Source organism: Thermoanaerobacter sp. YS13, assembly GCF_000806225.2.
Lineage (GTDB): Bacteria > Bacillota > Thermoanaerobacteria > Thermoanaerobacterales > Thermoanaerobacteraceae > Thermoanaerobacter > Thermoanaerobacter uzonensis.
The window spans coordinates 672,025-690,516 of sequence record NZ_JOOI01000002.1; the positions used below are offsets into that span (position 1 = coordinate 672,025).

General features: G+C 34.6%; 13 protein-coding genes. 7 read left to right on the plus strand and 6 right to left on the minus strand.

All coding sequences use genetic code 11. The annotated features are described in order from the left end of the window. Window positions 1-14: 14 nt before the first annotated feature. The 4 genes from THYS13_RS11065 to THYS13_RS11080 all read left to right on the plus strand — a co-directional run bounded on the left by THYS13_RS11065 (window position 15) and on the right by THYS13_RS11080 (window position 5,716). Window positions 15-1,139 carry a sensor histidine kinase gene (locus THYS13_RS11065; RefSeq protein ID WP_042834575.1) on the plus strand — a complete coding sequence of 375 codons (1,125 nt, stop codon included), beginning with the start codon at window positions 15-17 and terminating at the stop codon, window positions 1,137-1,139. Beyond that, complete coding sequence (locus tag THYS13_RS11070; RefSeq protein ID WP_042834576.1) at window positions 1,129-1,776, plus strand: response regulator transcription factor; 648 nt, start codon at window positions 1,129-1,131, stop codon at window positions 1,774-1,776. The genes THYS13_RS11065 and THYS13_RS11070 overlap by 11 nt, the downstream gene beginning before the upstream one ends. 160 nt (window positions 1,777-1,936) lie before the next feature. Then, entirely contained in the window at window positions 1,937-4,366 is a 2,430-nt protein-coding gene (locus THYS13_RS11075) for a plasma-membrane proton-efflux P-type ATPase (protein ID WP_052210522.1), read from the plus strand. A 78-nt stretch (window positions 4,367-4,444) separates the two neighbouring features. Then, a complete protein-coding gene (locus tag THYS13_RS11080) occupies window positions 4,445-5,716 on the plus strand; it encodes an MFS transporter (RefSeq protein ID WP_042834577.1) in 1,272 nt (423 codons plus the stop codon). On the opposite strand, the gene THYS13_RS11085 is transcribed toward THYS13_RS11080, so the two are convergent. The 5 genes from THYS13_RS11085 to THYS13_RS11105 form a co-directional block, all read right to left on the minus strand. After that, on the minus strand, window positions 5,717-6,682 hold the full coding sequence (locus tag THYS13_RS11085; RefSeq protein ID WP_042834578.1) for an ABC transporter ATP-binding protein: 966 nt from the start codon (window positions 6,680-6,682) through the stop codon (window positions 5,717-5,719). After that, window positions 6,679-7,662, minus strand: coding sequence for an ABC transporter ATP-binding protein (locus tag THYS13_RS11090; protein WP_042834579.1), 984 nt, complete (start codon window positions 7,660-7,662; stop codon window positions 6,679-6,681). Before THYS13_RS11090 ends, THYS13_RS11085 begins: the two co-directional genes overlap by 4 nt. Before the next feature lie 11 nt (window positions 7,663-7,673). Beyond that, window positions 7,674-8,603 carry an oligopeptide ABC transporter permease gene (gene opp4C, locus THYS13_RS11095; RefSeq protein WP_042834580.1) on the minus strand — a complete coding sequence of 310 codons (930 nt, stop codon included), beginning with the start codon at window positions 8,601-8,603 and terminating at the stop codon, window positions 7,674-7,676. A gap of 12 nt (window positions 8,604-8,615) precedes the next feature. Further along, entirely contained in the window at window positions 8,616-9,581 is a 966-nt protein-coding gene (locus THYS13_RS11100) for an ABC transporter permease (RefSeq protein ID WP_042834582.1), read from the minus strand. A gap of 61 nt (window positions 9,582-9,642) precedes the next feature. Beyond that, window positions 9,643-11,388 (minus strand): ABC transporter substrate-binding protein, encoded by a 1,746-nt coding sequence (locus THYS13_RS11105; protein WP_042834583.1) that lies wholly within the window; start codon window positions 11,386-11,388, stop codon window positions 9,643-9,645. 656 nt (window positions 11,389-12,044) lie between these two features. On the opposite strand from THYS13_RS11105, the gene THYS13_RS11110 reads away from it, so the two are divergent. The 3 genes from THYS13_RS11110 (at window position 12,045) to THYS13_RS11120 (ending at window position 15,619) form a co-directional block, all read left to right on the plus strand. Next, a complete protein-coding gene (locus THYS13_RS11110) occupies window positions 12,045-12,719 on the plus strand; it encodes a hydrolase (protein ID WP_042834584.1) in 675 nt (224 codons plus the stop codon). A 203-nt stretch (window positions 12,720-12,922) separates the two neighbouring features. Next, window positions 12,923-14,056, plus strand: coding sequence for an aldo/keto reductase (locus tag THYS13_RS11115; RefSeq protein ID WP_042834585.1), 1,134 nt, complete (start codon window positions 12,923-12,925; stop codon window positions 14,054-14,056). A gap of 276 nt (window positions 14,057-14,332) precedes the next feature. Then, the gene (locus tag THYS13_RS11120; protein ID WP_042834586.1) at window positions 14,333-15,619 is read left to right on the plus strand and encodes an SH3 domain-containing protein; all 1,287 of its coding nucleotides are present in this window, start codon (window positions 14,333-14,335) and stop codon (window positions 15,617-15,619) included. 21 nt (window positions 15,620-15,640) lie between these two features. On the opposite strand, the gene adhE is transcribed toward THYS13_RS11120, so the two are convergent. Then, window positions 15,641-18,259 carry a bifunctional acetaldehyde-CoA/alcohol dehydrogenase gene (gene adhE / locus THYS13_RS11125; protein ID WP_042834587.1) on the minus strand — a complete coding sequence of 873 codons (2,619 nt, stop codon included), beginning with the start codon at window positions 18,257-18,259 and terminating at the stop codon, window positions 15,641-15,643. Window positions 18,260-18,492 lie beyond the last annotated feature (233 nt).

The window sequence follows — 18,492 nt, forward strand, 5'->3', positions numbered from 1 at the left end:
AAAGGAGAGTGGAGATGGAAGGGTGGGTTGTTTTAAGCAATTTTTTGATTGTATTTTATTTAGTATTGAAAGTTATCATTGGCAAAATAGAATATTATCCGGTTTTTGTATTTTTCCTTCTTTTATTTGCTAGTATAAATGTGCTATACTTTGTAGTAGACAATAAGTTAGTAAAAAGTTTGCTGATGGGCTTGTTTATTGTAATTTTGTGGTGGAATTATGTTTACGGGAACAGGCTGTTTATTTTGTTTTTGCCATTTGGGTTATTTAATATAGCCTATACAATTTTAAAGAAGCCTTTATCTGGGGTTATTTTTGTATTATTTTCTTTTCTGTTTTTGGATAAAGTATTACTACCTGAGTATTTTTTAATTTCTTTTCTTTTATATGTTATCTATCAGTTTTCTTTTATAACGTCTGTTGAAATAGGGAAATTGAAAGAAGAAAATGCCGACTTAAGAAAGAAAATTTATCTTTTGTCTGCTGAAAGATTAAAAAATAATAGCTATGAAGATCAGCTAAAATATGTAGCCAAATTAGAGGAAAGAAATGAAATTTCTCAAAAGATTCACGACTATATCGGCCATACAATATCTGGTAGTTTAATGCAATTGGAGGCAGTTAAGATATTGGTGTTAAATAATGAGAAGGAAAAAGCTGAGAAATTTATACAAAGGACTATAGAAGTTTTAAGAAGCGGGCATGAAGAAATAAGAAAAGTTCTAAAGGAGATAAAGCCAGAATCAGACAAAGTAGAAATTAACAGGGTAAAACTTCTTATTGAGAAATTCAAGAGGACATCCAATTTAGAAGTTAGTTTTAAGTGGGAAGGTAAAATTGAAAGAATAAACTATGTGTATTGGAGTATAATGTACGAGAACCTCAGAGAATGTTTGACTAATATTCTAAAACATTCTAAGGCAACAAAGGTAGAAATATTTATTGAGGTGTACAACAAGTTTGTGAAGTTGGAAGTAAAGGACAATGGCATAGGTAAAGAATCGATCAAAAAAGGATTGGGGCTTATAGGAATAGAAGAAAGGGCAGCAGGTGTAGGAGGGAAAGTGATTTTGGATGGTTCCAATGGATTTTCTGTTATAAGTTTGTTGCCTTTAGAGGGTGAGGGAAATGGCGATTAAGCTTTTAATAGCTGATGACGACCCTTTGGTAAGGGAAAGTTTAAAGATAATTTTGGAAATGGATGAAGAATTTAAAGTTGTAGCGGCTGTGGAGGATGGATTAAAAGCTTTTAATTTTATACTTCAAAACCCAGTGGATGTTGCGCTTTTGGATGTGAGGATGCCTGTTTTAAATGGTGTTGAAGCGACAAAACAGATATGTTCTTCTACAAACACAAAAGTATTAATTTTAACGACTTTTGATGAGGATGAATATATTTTTGATGCGATAAGGCATGGAGCAAAAGGTTATTTGCTTAAAAATAATTCACCAGAGGTCATAAAAAAAGCGATAAAGATGGTATATGAAGGGAACTCTGTAATTCAGGAAGAAGTATTGGATAAATTGAAAATGAAATTAATCCTTGAAGAAAATAAGTCAGATAGGGAAAGGCAAATAGAGCTTTCAATTTTTTCTGAGAGAGAAAAAGAAATAATTAAACTTATATGTGAAGGGTTATCTAATAGAGAGATAGCTGAAAAGTTGTTCATTTCTGAGGGAACGGTAAAAAATTATGTAACTTCTATTCTCAATAAAACAGGTTTTAAACACAGAACTCAAATTGCTGTTTATTTTTCAAAAAGTGGACTTACATAAGAATCAGACGAAAGGAACCGTCCCCTTTGTCTGATCCTTTATTTTTCGTGCTTAGGTCGTTTAGATTGATTGAATTTTATAACAACTAAAAGTATAATGAAAGTATAAAGAAAGAGTTGGAGTAAAAAGTAGGGCAAAGTCATATGGAAGGGGATAAATGATGGAAGGCAAAGAGGATGAAGTAAAAAAAATTATTTATGAAAAGATGAGTATTGAAGAAGTGATACACAATTTAAAAGTTGATGTAGACAATGGTTTAACAAGAGAAGAAGTTGCAAAAAGATTAAAAACCTATGGCTATAATGAAATACCTGAAAAGAAAGAAAATCCCTATTTGAAGTTTGCAAAAAAGTTTTGGGGACTTACAGCATGGATGTTAGAAGCTGTGATTGTTCTTTCTTATATACTTCATAAATATCTTGATATGTATATTATTTTAGCCCTTTTAATTTTAAATGCTGTTATAGGATTTTTACAGGAGGAAAGAGCCTCTCAAGCTGTTGAAACTTTAAAGCAAAAACTTAGAATAAATGCTAGAACTTTAAGAGACGGAAAATGGCAGATGATACCGGCAAGAGAATTGGTACCGGGAGATGTAGTAAGGATAAGGGCAGGAGATTTTGTACCTGCTGATTTAAAACTGTTAGAAGGACAATTAGAAGTTGACCAGTCAGCCCTTACAGGAGAGTCTTTGACTGTATCAAAAGAAAAATCAAATATGCTTTTTTCGGGTTCTATTATAAAATCCGGGGAAGCAAATGCTGTAGTCGTTTTAACAGGCAATCAAACATATTTTGGAAAAACCACTGAATTGGTACAATTAGCACGACCTAAGCTTCATGCTGAAGAAGTTACATCTCAAGTTATAAAATGGCTTCTTATAATAGTAGGGGTTGCATTAGTTTCGGCTTTTGTGGTGTCTTATTTTATAGGTATAAAGCTTATAGAAGTTGTACCACTTGCTCTTGTGCTTTTGGCATCTTCTGTTCCTGTTGCACTTCCAGCTATGTTCACAATAAGCATGGCAATAGGATCTATGGAATTAGTAAAAAAGGGAGTTTTGGTAACAAGGTTAAGTGCAGCAGAAGATGCAGCTACTATGAATACAATTTGCTTAGATAAAACGGGGACAATTACAATGAATAAACTTTCTTTAACAGATGTCATCCCCTTAAAAGGTTTTAGTGAAAATGACGTTTTATTATATGGTGCTTTGGCTTCTCAAGAGGCTAACCATGACCCTATAGATTTAGCTTTTTTATCTGCAGCACAAGAAAAAAATATTTTTTTAGAGGACTATGTGCAAAAGGCTTTTTATCCCTTTGACCCTAAGACAAGAAGAACAGAAGCTATTATAGAAAAGGATGGAAAGACTTTTAAAGTTGTAAAGGGTGCTGTAAATGTAATAGCAGACCTTACAAAAGAAGATGAAAATATTTTTAACGAAAAGGCAATGGATTTTGCGGAAAAGGGATATAGAACTCTTGCAGTAGCGGTGGGAGAAGATGATAATTCTTTAAGAGTCGTTGGATTAGCTGCTCTTTATGATATGCCAAGACCCGACGCAAAAAAGTTTATAGAAGAGTTAAAGAACCTTGGAGTAGCAGTCAAAATGCTAACGGGAGACGCACTACCTATTGCCAAGGAGACAGCAAGGCAAGTAGGAATTGGGGAGAAAATAACTGATGCATCGCAGTTTAGGGATATAGTTGGGAAAGACCTTGATAAAGCAGCTGAAATTGCAGAACAAAGTGATGGTTTTGCAGAAGTGTATCCACAGGACAAATATTCTATTGTTAAAAGTTTGCAGAAAAAAGGGCATATTGTGGGCATGACAGGGGATGGAGTAAATGATGCACCGTCACTTAAACAAGCAGAAGTAGGCATAGCTGTAAGCACTGCAACAGATGTGGCTAAAGGAGCTGCCAGTGTTGTTTTGACAGGAGAAGGGCTTTCTAACATTGTAGATTTAGTAAAAGTAGGTAGAATGATATACCAAAGGTTATTGACATGGATATTTAATAAGGTTGTGAAGACCTTTCAAATTGTCGTATTTGTAGTTGTGGCGTTTTTGCTTACAAAAAAATTTATAGTATCAGCATTTGATGTGGTTTTACTCTTGTTTGTGGTAGATTTTGTTACGCTATCCATTTCTACAGATAATGCAAGATGGTCAAAAGAGCCAGACACTTGGAATGTAAGTGGCATTGTAAAGTCTTCTATGATATTAGGGATATTAGTGGTTTTGGAGTCCCTTGCTATTTTGTATATAGGGTTAGGACCTTTAGGACTTAAAAGCGATTACAATTTGATTAGGACTTACTCTTTCTCAATATTATTCTATTTTGGAATGTTTACGGTATTTGTTGTAAGAGAAAGAGGACATTTTTGGGAATCAGTACCTAGCAAATCTTTGCTTTATATTGTATTAGCAGATATAGTTATAGTTACTCTTTTAGTGACTTTGGGTATACCAGGTGTGAAGCCAATTCCAATTGCTGATACTATGGCTGTGATTGGATTATCCGCTATATTTTCCTTTGGAATAAATGATTGGTTCAAGTACCTTTTGTTAAAAGGACAAAAATGAAAGGACGCATAATACTTTAAAGCCGCCTTTTAAAGCGGCTTTTTTGGAGGATATGTATGGGAGGAAAGGAGAACATATATGTTGTTCATCGACCAGATTAAGTTTTTGCCTAAGGAAGTAAAACGTTTTATAGCAACTGAAGCTTTATTGGGTATAGGAATGGGGATTTTTGGCTTGGTATTGAATTTGCACTTGCTTGCTTTAAACGTTTCTCCTGAACAAATAGGAGCTCTTAATTCTGTAGGAACTTTAGTGATGGGGGCAGCTGCTATTCCGGCAGGTTTTTTTGCTAATTATATTGGGAGAAAACGAATTTTTATATCAGGAATAACTCTTACAGGGATAGGTTATTGGCTTTTTGGATTAGGGAAATCTATAGGAGTTTTTTATTTGGCACAGATTATACAATTTATAGGAATTTCCTTTTTGATTACAACAGAAGTACAGCTTCTTTTTTCCTATGCTAAAACAAATGAATTGGAAACTGTAAGTTATAGCCTTTTATTTGCTATTTTTACTCTGTTTAGTGGAGCAGGTACGCTTTTGGGAGGTTTTATACCAAGTTGGTTTCCATATGGAAATACAAAATATCAAAGTTCTGTGTATATATCAGCCGCGTTAATTTTAGTGGCGGCTTTATTGAGAGGGATTTTGTTGCCGTGCGTAAATAATAGTTTTGATAAAGGTAAGAGTAAGTTGTTATTGTTAAATCTTAGAATTTACCAAGTTTTTGATAAAAAAATTCTTTTAATTACTTTTTATCTTTTTTTGGCTGGAATGGCTTTTTCTACAATAATTCCTTTTCAAAACGTGATTGTGAAATTTCGAATGGGTTGGAGCGATGAATATGTTTCCTATTTGCTAACAGTAAATGGGTTAATTTTGTTTTTTGCTTCCATGATAATGCCATGGATAATAAACAAATTTGGAACCATTAAAGCTTATTACTATGTATATGGGATGAATTTATTGTTTGCATTTATATTAGCCTTTAATAATATTTCTGTAATGATGTTTTCAACAATATTTTTACTAAGAAGTGGTAGTTTTACGCTTTTAAATAATATGATGGAAAGTCAAACAATGTCTGTTGTAGAGGAAGAAAAAAGGGATTTTTTTGCTGGAGTAAAATCACTTTTAAGGAGCATAGGATCAGCAATAGCCAGCTATTTAGCTGGCTATATATTGGAAAATAAAAATTATACATATCCTTTCTTGATTACTTTTATAATACTTTTAGTAAGCCTTTTGTATTTTGTTGTATTCATTAAGCCTATTTTTCTTGAGAAGCTAAACAATGACAAATTTTATTTTGAAGAAGAAATTCAAAAAGATGTGGAAGGTATGTAGTTATACCAAATGGCAAGCGACAAAATGCCCTCCACCTACATCCCTATATTCTGGTACTTGTTCTCTACATATATCTTTAGCAAGAGGACACCTTGTGTGAAATTTGCATCCCTTGGGAGGGTTAGCGGGGCTAGGAATATCTCCCTCTAAAATTATTCTTTCTCTCTTTAAATCTGGGTCTGGAATTGGAACGGCAGACAAAAGGGCTTGTGTGTAAGGGTGAAGTGGATGGTCAAAAAGCTCGTCTCGTGCTGCCATTTCAACTATAGACCCAAGATACATTACAGCAACTCTTGTACTTATGTGTTCTACGACACTCAAATCGTGTGAGATAAATAAGTAAGTCAATCCTTTTTGCTCTTGCAAATCCATAAGCAGGTTGATTATTTGGGCTTGTATTGATACGTCAAGAGAAGATACAGGTTCGTCCAACACAATAAATTCAGGATTTAAAATGAGTGCACGAGCTATTCCTATTCTCTGACGCTGACCGCCTGAAAATTCATGAGGATAACGGTCTATATGGTACGGAGCTAATCCGCATATCTCCATTGTTTCTATGACTTTATCCCGCAATTCATTTTTAGAAATAAGGCCATGGTCTAAAAGAGCTTCTCCTATGGCATCTCCTACTCTAAGGCGTGGGTTTAAAGAGCTAAAGGGGTCTTGGAAAACCAATTGCATTTTAGGTCTTAGTTTTCTAAGCTCGCTTTTTTTAAGACTGTGAATAGGAATAGATTTATAAAAAACTTCTCCGTCAGTTTTATCATACAACCTTATTATAGTACGCCCGACTGTGCTTTTACCACAACCAGATTCGCCAACAAGACTTAAAGTTTCACCTTTATTTATAGTGAATGTCACTCCATCTACTGCTTTTACATATCCTATCGTCCTTTGTAAAATACCGCCTCGTATTGGGAAGTATTTTTTAAGGTTTTTTACTTCTATTAAAGGTTCACTCATTTTTTCCACTCTCCTTCATAGAGCCAGCAGGCGACTTTGTGTCCATTTTCGTCAGCTGTAAGTTGAGGTATCTTTTGGCGGCAAATGTCCATTGTATATTCGCACCTATCACTAAAATAACAATAATCTCCCAAACCAATAGGGTTAGGCACTTGTCCTGGGATTGTGTATAGTCTTTCTTGCCTTTGACCAATTATTGGTTTTGCCTTTAAAAGACCTCTTGTATATGGGTGTTTAGGATTTTTGAAAAGTTCTTTTACAGGAGCTTCTTCAATAACTTTTCCAGCATACATAACTACTACGTAGTCAGCTATTTCAGCAACAATTCCAAGATCATGGGTTATAAGCATTAAAGCCATATTTCTTTCCTGCTTTATTTTTCTCAGAAGGTCAAGGATTTGGGCTTGAATTGTCACATCAAGAGCAGTGGTTGGCTCATCAGCTATTAAAAGTTTTGGATCGCAACTTAGAGCGATTGCAATCATTATACGCTGTCTCATACCACCGCTTAGTTCATGAGGATAACTTGTCATTATCTGTTCAGCTCTTGGTATGCCAACTTGTTTAATTAGTTCAATAGCCTTATTCCAAGCCTCTTTTTTAGTCATGAGTTTATGCACCATTAAAGGCTCCATTATTTGTTCTCCAATTGTTAAAACAGGATTTAAAGAAGTCATTGGTTCTTGGAATATCATACCTATTTCATTACCGCGTATTCTTCTCATTTCTACCTCACTTAATTTAAGAATATCTCGCCCATCAAAGATTATTTCGCCACCTTCAATTTTCCCAGGAGGAGACTGAATTAATCTCATTAGAGATAAAGCAGTTACACTTTTGCCGCAGCCAGACTCACCGACAATGCACACCGTTTCCCCTTCTCGTATAGAGAAACTTACATCATTTACTGCTTTTACAACACCTTCTTCAGTGTAGAAAAAAGTTTTGAGATTGCGAAATTCTACTAGATTTTTTGCCATTTTGATTCCTCCTAAATTTTTTGTCTAGGATCGAAAGCGTCTCTTAAAGCATCACCAATGAAGTTGATAGCTACGACAGTTAGCATTATGGCAACACCTGGCGGAATCCAAAGCCATGGACGCTTTGCAAAATCGATCATATTATTTGCAGCAGACAGCATATATCCCCAAGAAGGTGTTGGAGGGATGACACCTAGTCCTAAGAAACTTAAAGCAGATTCTGATAATATTGCACCAGCTACTCCCAAGGTTGCAGAAACTATGACAGTGGGTAATACGTTGGGGAAAAGGTGCTTTATAATTTTTTTACTGTCTCTTAAGCCTAACACTTCAGTTGCTAACATAAATTCTTGTTCTTTTAAACTCAATATTTGACTTCTTACAAGCCTTGCAAGACCTACCCAGGATATAAATCCCAAGATAAACATGACATAGTATATTCTTTGAGAGGGTGGAATTTTCAAGTCAGACATTATTGCGCCTAGCATGATTAGAATAGGAAGCCCAGGCATAGCGTAAATGATATCTGCCAACCTCATTATTATGATATCTAACCAGCCTCCGTAATATCCTGCGATAGAGCCTAACGCTCCACCGATTAAAACGATTATCAAAGTAGCTGCAATCCCTATTGTAAGAGAAATTCTACCTGCAAGCATAAGTCTTAGAAGCACATCTCTTCCTAGATTATCTGTACCAAGCCAATGTTCTGCACTTGGTGGTTGATTTCCTTTTGATACATCTATTTTTGCATCCAGATAAGGCGAAAAATAAGGCCCTACAAAAGAGAACAGGAACATAAAAGTCAAAATTACCAGTCCCAATATGGCGTATTTATTTTTTAAAAATCTATGGAAAGCGTCTCTCCAAATCGAAGGTGCTTTTTTTAGATTATTTTTCTTTTTATAATCAAGAGGCTGATTTACATTGAGTCGATCCAAGCTCTATCCCCCCTATTTAAGTCTTACACGTGGATCAGCAACGCCATATAAAACGTCAGCTAAAATATTTGCTAAAATTGTAAGAACAGTTATGAGCATTGTGTATCCCAAAAACAATGGATAATCCCTTATATAAATTCCTTCTAAAACTACTTTACCAATACCTGGCCAGTTATATATTCTTTCTGTTATCATTGCACCTGCAAATAAGCTAGGTAATTCTAAAGTAAACAAAGTGATCAAAGGTAGAAGAGCATTTCTCAAAGCATGTTTAAAAATAACAGTTCTTTCTTTTAAACCTTTGGCTCTGGCAGTCCTTATATAATCCTGCTTTATGACTTCTAGCATATTTGCCCTAAAATAGCGACTTAAGCCCCCTACACTTATTAAAGTTAGAGTAGCAACAGGAAGTACCATGTGCTTTGCAACATCAACTATATGGGCCCAACCAGTATAATTGGATCCTGTTGTTATCATTCCACCTAAGGGGAACCATTTGAGGTCTACTGCAAAAACTTTAAGCATAACAAGACCTAAGAAGAAAGAGGGTAAAGAGTATAGAATAAATACAAGCAGGGTAGCTATAGTGTCAAATACAGAATACTGCCGTATAGCAGAATAGATACCTACTATAGAGGCAATCAACCATTCAAAGAACATTATGGCTACTCCCAATATAAATGAATTCCATATAAAATCATTTATTACCTGTATAACAGGTTTTTTAAACATTAAAGAGTCGCCCAAATCACCTTTTAAGACACCGTTTGCCCAGGAAATATACCTTTCGGGTAGTGGTTTGTCCAATCCATAAAGGGCCCTTAATTGTGCAGCCCTTTCCTCAGTCATCTTAGGATTTTGAAGTTGAGAGGTGACGTAGTCACCTGGTGCCATTGCAAAAATTAAAAATATTATTATAGAAGCTCCAATTAATGTAGGAATACTCTGCAATAGTCTGCGTATAATAAACTGTGTCATTTTATCCCTCCTAATAGATGAAAAGCCCGGCCCTTAACAGTCCGGGCTTTTCAGTTTAAAATTAGTACTGAAGAATTTCTGCTTGATATAAGGATTCTGTGAAATCTCTGAAGGATGAAATCTGGAATCCTACTACTCTGCAGTTCTTTGCATTGAGGTCATTTCTTTGATACATGAAGATATATGGCAAGTCATCGTTTAACACTTTGTAAAGCTCATGATAAATTTCTTTGCGCTTATTAATATCTGTTTCTTCGCGGCCCTTTAGTATGAGTTCATCAACTTTTGGATTTGCATACCCTATTCTATTCTGAGACCCTTTTGAGAAGAATATAGTATAAGGATCTGGTTCAGGAGTTAATCCCCAAGCCATGAAGTACATTTCAAAATCGCCTTTATTGACCTTGTCAATTATGGCGTTGAATTCAAGGGGTTCTGCTACAAATTCTATACCCAATTCTTTATAGTTTTCTACTGCCATTGGCACTAAAGCGTCATTTACTGGGTTAGGTGATGAAGCTAAGAAGTGTATTGTAAATTTCTTACCATCTTTATAGCGATATCCGTCAGGACCAACTTTCCAACCAGCTTCATCTAAAAGCTGTTTTGCTTTTTCTGGGTTATAGTCATAATGTATTATGTCTTTTTCATCAGGATATGCCCATGATACTTTAGACTGTGGCACGTCTCTTACTTCTGCTAAACCTTGGTATACAGCATCAACTATAGCTTTGCGGTTAAGACCATAGGCTAATGCCTTACGCACCCTTACATCTTGGAATTTTGGCAGTTTGTGATTGAAAGCTATATAACCATAACCATTAGTTGGAAGTAAGCTATAATCAACAAATCCAAGACTTTCTAGCAACTCTACATTATCTTTCTTTGCTGAGATATTTGAGGTCTCATAGTCTGTTTCACCGGTTTGTAACATTTGAACAGCTGTTTCATCTGTTGTAGTTTTAAAAATCAAGTGTTTAATTTTTGGAGCACCTTTCCAGTAATTCTCATTTGCTACTAAGCGTACTTCTTGACCAGGAACAAATTTTTCAAATACATATGGACCTGATCCAAGTGGTTGTTGTTCAAGAGATTTTATCCCATCTAATTTGCCTTTAGCAAAGTCTTTTCCATAATAATGTTGAGGAATAACGGATATGTTTAGCTCTGATAAAGATGTTCCAAGAACTTTTTCTAATTGAATTTGTATTGTATGGTCATCTATTACTTTAATGCCTTCAATTTTATCTGCATTTCCATCATGGTACTCTTTAAAGCCTTTAATTCCTGCGGCAGATAAGTCAGCTGGTCCATCGTAAGTAGGATCAGCTATTACATAATATGAAAATTCTACATCCTTAGCTGTAAGTGGTGTTCCATCACTAAATTTTACGTCATCTCTTAAATGGAAGGTGATAGTATTGTTATCTTTGTCTATATCCCAACTCTTTGCAAGAGAAGGAATGTACGTTCCATCCAGGTCTACCTCTAACAAACTATTAAACATAGCGCTGTTTACGTAAATGTCGTATGCTGTTTCAGCATAGAGAGGATTGAAAACTCCTTTTGGTTCATGAAGGCCTATTATAATCGTGTCAGTGCGAGACTTTGATGCTTCTGGTATTTTTGAAGTGTCTTTTGCTTTAGTCCAGTTGTCACTATCTTGAACTGAAGCGGTAGGAGTTTTCTTTGCTTCTTCAGAAGGTTGAGGTGTTTGAGTTTGTGTCTTACTTCCACAAGAGGTTAAAAAAACAGATAGGATAAAAATTAGGGTCACAACTAGAGGAAGCCACTTTTTTCTTAGCATTTTTTTAAATCCCCCTTATCTTTTATTTTTGACTATAATTATTTTATATTGTAGACGATTACTATTATAGCATATTTAATATTGACTGGCAATATAGTTGTTAAAAATGTAAAAGATTTGTGAATTAATTTATTTTTTTAGAACATAGAATTAGAAACATAAAAATGAAGAGTAATTCTGATAATTTTTAAATTATTTATTTAAATTTTTATGTTGTATCACGGAAGTTTAGTACCCTTTGATATAAATTTTATAAATTTATAAAGAATAATGCTTTTAAAAAATAACTCCTGCGTATTAATCGAGTTTTTTGTATTTTTATTACTATAAAAATAGTTTTTAGAAATTATAATTTAAATATATTAAACTAGAAAACGAAAGAGACGATTCCATACGACTGAATTTTTCAAAAGCTTTTAGATCAAACAAAGAGAACAGCCCCTTTTATCTATTTGTTTGTATTCATTAAGCCTATTTTTCTTGAGAAGCTAAACAATGACAAATTTTATTTTGAAGAAGAAATTCAAAAAGATGTGGAAGGTATGTAGTTAGATAATTTAATCTCAAAGAATAGATTTTGAAAAATATGGGTGTTGATTTATAAGCAATTATTGGTATAATATTTTTATAAAATAAGAGTAAAAGATGGTGATAAAATGTCAAGTAATTTTGTTCCCGAGATAACTTCACCTTTAAGACAAAAGATGGTTTTAGTTCCTGAAGTCATTCATCAAAAAGCTTCAGGCATAAAAGTTTATGGAAAATTAATAAAGTCTCTTGTTTTTACTACAGATATTGCGCTTATTAGAAATACAAATGCTCATGCTGTTTTAGCTGTATATCCTTTTACTCCTCAACCGGTTATTACCCATGCTCTTATGATGGCAGCAGATATTCCGGTATTTTGCGGTGTAGGTGGAGGACTTACACAAGGGAAGAGAGTTGTAAACCTAGCTCTTGATGCGGAATTTTCTGGAGCAATGGGAGTTGTTGTAAATGCCCCTACTGCCAATGATATAATCAAAAAAATGAGAGCGACAATAGATATACCTATTGTTGTAACTATAGTGTCGGAGAAAGAGGACATAAAAGGCAGAGTAGAAGCTGGTGCTACAATACTTAACATATCTGGTGCGCAAAAGACCCCTGATTTGGTAAAACGGGTAAGAGACATTTGTCCTGAAATACCTATTATTGCGACAGGAGGTCCCACTGAGGAGACTATTTTAAAGACGATAGAAGCGGGTGCTAATGCCATATCCTATACTCCTCCTACAAATGCAGAGATTTTCTCAGAAATAATGGACAAATACAGAAAAGAAAGGGAATAACTAAAAGGGCTTTTAAGCCCTTTTATAAATTTGCTAAATAAAATACGATAAAAGTACTATGACGGTACAAGTCCGTGTAAAATTTCAGTATATTATTCGCCTACTAACTTTTGACACACACCACCGTACAAACGTCTTTTTGTTTGTCTTGCTATTTATGATATAATATAAATTAAAACATTTTAAAAAGGGGAGAGGATGAGATGCAATACAGACAATTTGGTAAACTAAATATAGCAGTATCTGCATTGGGATTTGGGTTAATGAGGCTTCCTGTAATTGATAATGACAACAATAAAATAGATGAAGCTGAAGCGATAAAGATGATAAGGTATGCCATTGACAATGGCGTGAATTATATTGATACAGCATGGCCGTATCATGGAGGTAACAGTGAGATAGTTGCAGGTAAAGCTTTAAAAGATGGATACAGAGAGAAGACCTTTCTTGCCACAAAGCTTCCTACATGGCTAATCAACGGAAAAGAAGACATGGACAAATATTTAAATGAACAGCTTAAAAAACTTCAGACAGACCATATAGATTTTTATCTTTTACATGCTTTAGATAAAAGCAAATGGGAAAACATGAAAAGGGTTGATGCTTTAAGCTGGGCTGAAAAGAAAAAACAAGAAGGAAAAATAAGATACATAGGATTTTCTTTTCACGATGAGTATCCCGTATTCCAAGAGATTGTAGGTTATTATGACAAATGGGATTTCTGCCAAATACAGTACAACTATATGGACATAGACGTACAAGCAGGAGAAAAGGGACTAAAATACGCAGCTTCAAAAGGTTTAGGGGTTGTGATAATGGAGCCTATAAGGGGAGGCAGACTTGCTAATCCTCCGAAAGCTGTGATGGATATATGGGATACTGCAAAGGTTAAGCGTACCCCTGTAGAATGGGCACTTCAATGGTTATGGAATCAGCCGGAGGTTTCGGTTGTTTTAAGTGGCATGAGCACGTTTGAACAGTTAAAAGAAAATATTGAAAGCGCAAAAATGTCAGGAATAAATACCTTAAGGAAAGAAGAACTTGAAATTGTGAGTAAAGTTAGAAACAAATACAAAGAGCTTTCGCCAATTGCATGTACAGGGTGTAACTACTGTATGCCTTGTCCAAATGGTGTAAATATACCAAGAAACTTTGAACTTTATAATGAAGCTCATATGTATAATACTTATGAAACTAACCGTAGGGATTATGAAAACTTGGGTGATGCAAAAGCGAGTTCCTGTGTTGAGTGTGGTACCTGTGAGAGTGTATGTCCACAACATCTTACAATAATTGATTATCTTAAAGAAGTTGCAGATTATTTTGAAAGAGTATAACGAAAAAGAAGAAGGAGTTTTACATTTTGCTCCTTCTCCTTTTTATGTAATACCATGATGAAAAGCAGTTAAAAATATTGTTATTCCAAGAAGAAGACATATCAGACTTAGTATTAAAATGATGACTAAATAAAATTTTTTCTCCATTTAGTATACCGCCCCTTTTAAAAACATATCTCTATAATATAGACGAAAAACTTCGCTTTTAGTTTCATTTTTTTAAAATTCTTTCTATAAATTTTTGCCTACTTTTATTGTTATGAGGGGAGAGTTTGCATGTTTGAGGTTTTTGAAGATATGTTAAGTCCAGAATATTGGATTAGGAAAATAGACAATGCCGACAAAGTTATTATGACACCACAAGAGATTGAAAACTTTAACAGAAAGGTAATAAATAAGGTAGCTACAATATATGACCTTGAGACATACAAAAAAAGTTTAAAAAAAGATGAGCTTATTAAGTTAATTAAAAGTTATGAGATGCCTAAAAAGTCTATGTACGATAAGTATAGCAATCTCATAAAAAAAGACTTTTATGAGGATGTAATAAAAAATACAAATTTAGGGGAAGTTAAGGACGTAAATCCAGTAATATACGGTATAGCAATCAGAAATACTTATATAAGAAGTTTTCCTACGGAAGAAGCTGTTTTTGACAAGCAGGGAGATATTGAATTTGACAGGTTTCAAGAGACGGGATGTCAAGCTTTAGAGCCTGTAGTTATTTTACACAGAAGTAAAGATAGAAAATGGTTTTTTATACAGATGTATAATTACAGAGGATGGATTAAAGCAGAAGATATTGCAATTGCCAAAGACAAAAAAGAGTTATTTGATTATGTAAATTCCTATAAATTTTTAGTGGTCACAGGAAACTACACAAAAACTCAGAGCAATCCTTTTGATATAAGCGTTTCTAAAAGGGAATTTACAATGGGTACTAAGATACCTCTCGAAACAAACAAAGTTCCAAGGCATATAGGCAATCAATCTGTAGAAGGCAATTATGTAATTAAAATACCTGTAAGAGATAGTAATGGAAATCTTCAATTTAAGTATTCTTTGATTTCCAAAAAAGAAGATATAAATTTAGGATACCTTCCATATACAAGAGAAAATATTCTAAAGCAAGCTTTTAAACTTTTAGGTGATAGGTATGGGTGGGGAGATAGTTTTGGGGGAAGAGATTGTTCAAGCTATATAATGTATGTTTTTAAAACCTTTGGCATAAGGCTTCCTAGGAATGCTAATGAGCAAGAAGGAGTAGCGGACAAATCCTATAAATTATTTATTGAGGGAATGTCAAATGGAGAAAGAATAAGAGTGTTCGACAGTGTAAAGCCAGGAGCATTAGTCTATATGCCAGGGCATGCTATGATTTACATTGGAAAAGAAAAAGGCATTCCTTATATAATACATAATTTTCATGGGTATGGAGAGAAAAAGGAAGATAAATATGAATTTGTTCCTGTAAATGAAGTTATGGTAACCTCTACTTTTCTGCCGACAACTTCAGGAGTATCTTTTATAGAAAAATTCACTTCTGTTTTGGAAATAGAATAAGGGTAAACTAAAAATTTACCCTTATTCTCCATAGGCTTTTCTATATATTTCTGCAATTTCGGATACCAATGGCATTCTTGGGTTTGAACCGGTGCACTGGCCATTAAAGGCTATATCAGACATTTCCATTATTTGTTTTTCGAATTCTTCTTTATTTATGCCTGCTTCTTTAAGTGTCAAAGGAAGATTAAGCTCTTTCATAAGATTTTTTATTGCTTCAATGAGGCTTTTTACTCCTTCTTCAATGGTTGATGCAGGAAGTCCTAAGAATTTTGCAATTTCTGCATATTTCTCGGCTGCTTTTGGATATTCATATTGTGGAAATGCTGCAAATTTCTTGGGTAATTCAGCGTTGTATTCTATGACATATGGCAGAAGTATCGCATTTGCTCTTCCATGGGGAAGGTGGAATTTAGCGCCAAGTATGTGAGCCATGCTGTGATTTATTCCTAAAAATGCGTTTGTGAAGGCCATTCCTGCTATGGTTGAGGCGTTGTGCATCTTTTCGCGGGCGACTTTGTCTTGCCCGTTTTTGTACGCTTTGGGTAGATATTCAAATATCAGTTTTATGGCTTTTTCTGCGAGGGCGTCTGTATAGTCTGATGCCATGACAGATACGTAAGCTTCAATAGCATGAGTTAAAGCATCCATACCTGTATCTGCAGTTACAGAGGGTGGAATTGTCATGACAAAGTCAGGGTCTATTATAGCAATATCTGGTGTCAATTCGTAATCTGCCAGAGGGTACTTTATATTTTTCTTTTTGTCAGTTATGACTGCAAAGGCTGTAACTTCAGAACCTGTACCGCTGGTGGTTGGTACTGCGATAAATAGAGCTTTTTTGCCGAGTTCAGGGAATCTATAAGTTCTTTTTCTTATGTCCATAAACTTTAACCTTAAGTCTTCAAATTTTATGTCAGGGTATTCGTAGAAAAGCCACATTCCCTTTGCTGCGTCTATTGGTGAGCCACCGCCTACCGCTATTATTAAATCAGGCTTGAACTCCTTCATTATTTTTATCCCTTTTTCTACAGTGTCAACTGATGGGTCTGGTTCTACTTCAGAGAATATTTCATATTTAATATTTGCTTTGTCTAATTGATACGTTACTTTATCTACAAAACCTAATTTAACCATCGCAGGGTCTGTTACAATAAAGGCTTTTTTGCCTTTTACTTGTGACAGATACTGTATTGACCCTCTTTCGAAATAAATTTGTGGTGGAACTCTGAACGATTTCATTCTCTCTTTCCTTATAAAAACTCGTTTTATGTTTATAAGGTTATAAACACTTACATTATCTGTTGTTGAATTTCCACCCATTGTACCGCAACCCAAAGTCAAAGATGGGATAGCTGTGTTATAAATATCTCCAATAGCTCCTTGTGAGGCAGGGGCGTTTACGAGGATTCTTCCTGCTTGTACTCTCTTTGCAAATTCATTAATAATTTGTTGGTTTTCAGAATGTATTACAGCAGAGTGACCAAGTCCGCCGAATTCTGTCATTTCTTCACATCTTTTTATGCCTTCGTTGTAATCTTTGACTGTATATAAGGCAAGTATTGGGCTTAGTTTTTCTCTGGAGAGAGGATATTCAGGACCTACAGCAGGATATTCAGCTACAAGTATTTTAGTATTTTCAGGAACTTTAAATCCAGCCATTTGAGCAATTTTCACTGCAGGCTGACCCACAACTGCTGGATTCATTAAACCGGTGTTTTTGTCTATAGCGAATTCTTCTAACTTTTTTGTTTCTTCTTTATTTAAGAAATAGCAACCATATTCTTTCATTAATTTTTTTACTTCATCGGCTATTTCTTCATCTATTATTACGGCTTGCTCTGAGGCGCATACTGTACCATTGTCAAAAGTTTTACTAAGTATTAAATCTGAAACTGCTCTTTTAATATTTGCAGTTTTTTCAATATAACATGGGACATTACCAGGACCTACGCCAAGGGCGGGTTTTCCTGAGCTGTAAGCAGCTTTTACCATTCCCGCACCCCCTGTTGCGAGGATAAGAGATATACTGGGGTGTGTCATGAGAAGTTGTGTTGCTTCAATTGAGGGTGTCTCAATCCATCCTATGCATCCTTCTGGTGCACCCGCTTTTAATGCTGCCTCGTACATGGTCTTTGCTGCTTCTATACTACATTTTAATGCTTTTGGGTGGAAACTGAAAATTATTGGATTTCTTGTTTTAATAGCGATTAAGCATTTGAACATTGTTGTAGAAGTAGGGTTTGTGACAGGTGTTACACCGGCTATCACTCCTACAGGCTCTGCCACTTCCATATAATTTTCTTCTAAGTTTTCTTTGAGGATGCCGACAGTTTTTTTGTCTTTTATATAATTATACACATATTCTACTGCAAAAAGGTTTTTGGTTATTTTGTCTTCATAAACCCCCATTTTCGTCTCTTCATGAGCTAATTTTGCCAGTTCTACATGCTTTTCTATGCCCGCTAGTGCCATGGCTTTGACTATTTCATCAATTTGCTCTTGAGTGTATGACATGAATTTTTCTTGTGCTCTTTTCGCTATTTCTACTAATAGGTCTATCTGATTTTTAACATTTGTTGTTTCTTTTACTTCTGTTTTTTCTTTTGTTTCCCTTTTTTCTTGTAATAAGGTAGGCATAAAGACACCTCCATATTGATAATAATTTAACAAAATATTTTATTTAAATAAAGAGATTGTTAAGGGATTCTAAAAAATTTTAGGGTATATTACACAAATTTTAGGCATCAGTGATATTTTGTGCAATATTTCAATTGTTATTCATTTAACAATCTCTTTACACTTTTATAGTACAACAACGATTGAATCTTGTCAATAGAGTTAAAATAGCATGAAACGATTACTCAAAAAAT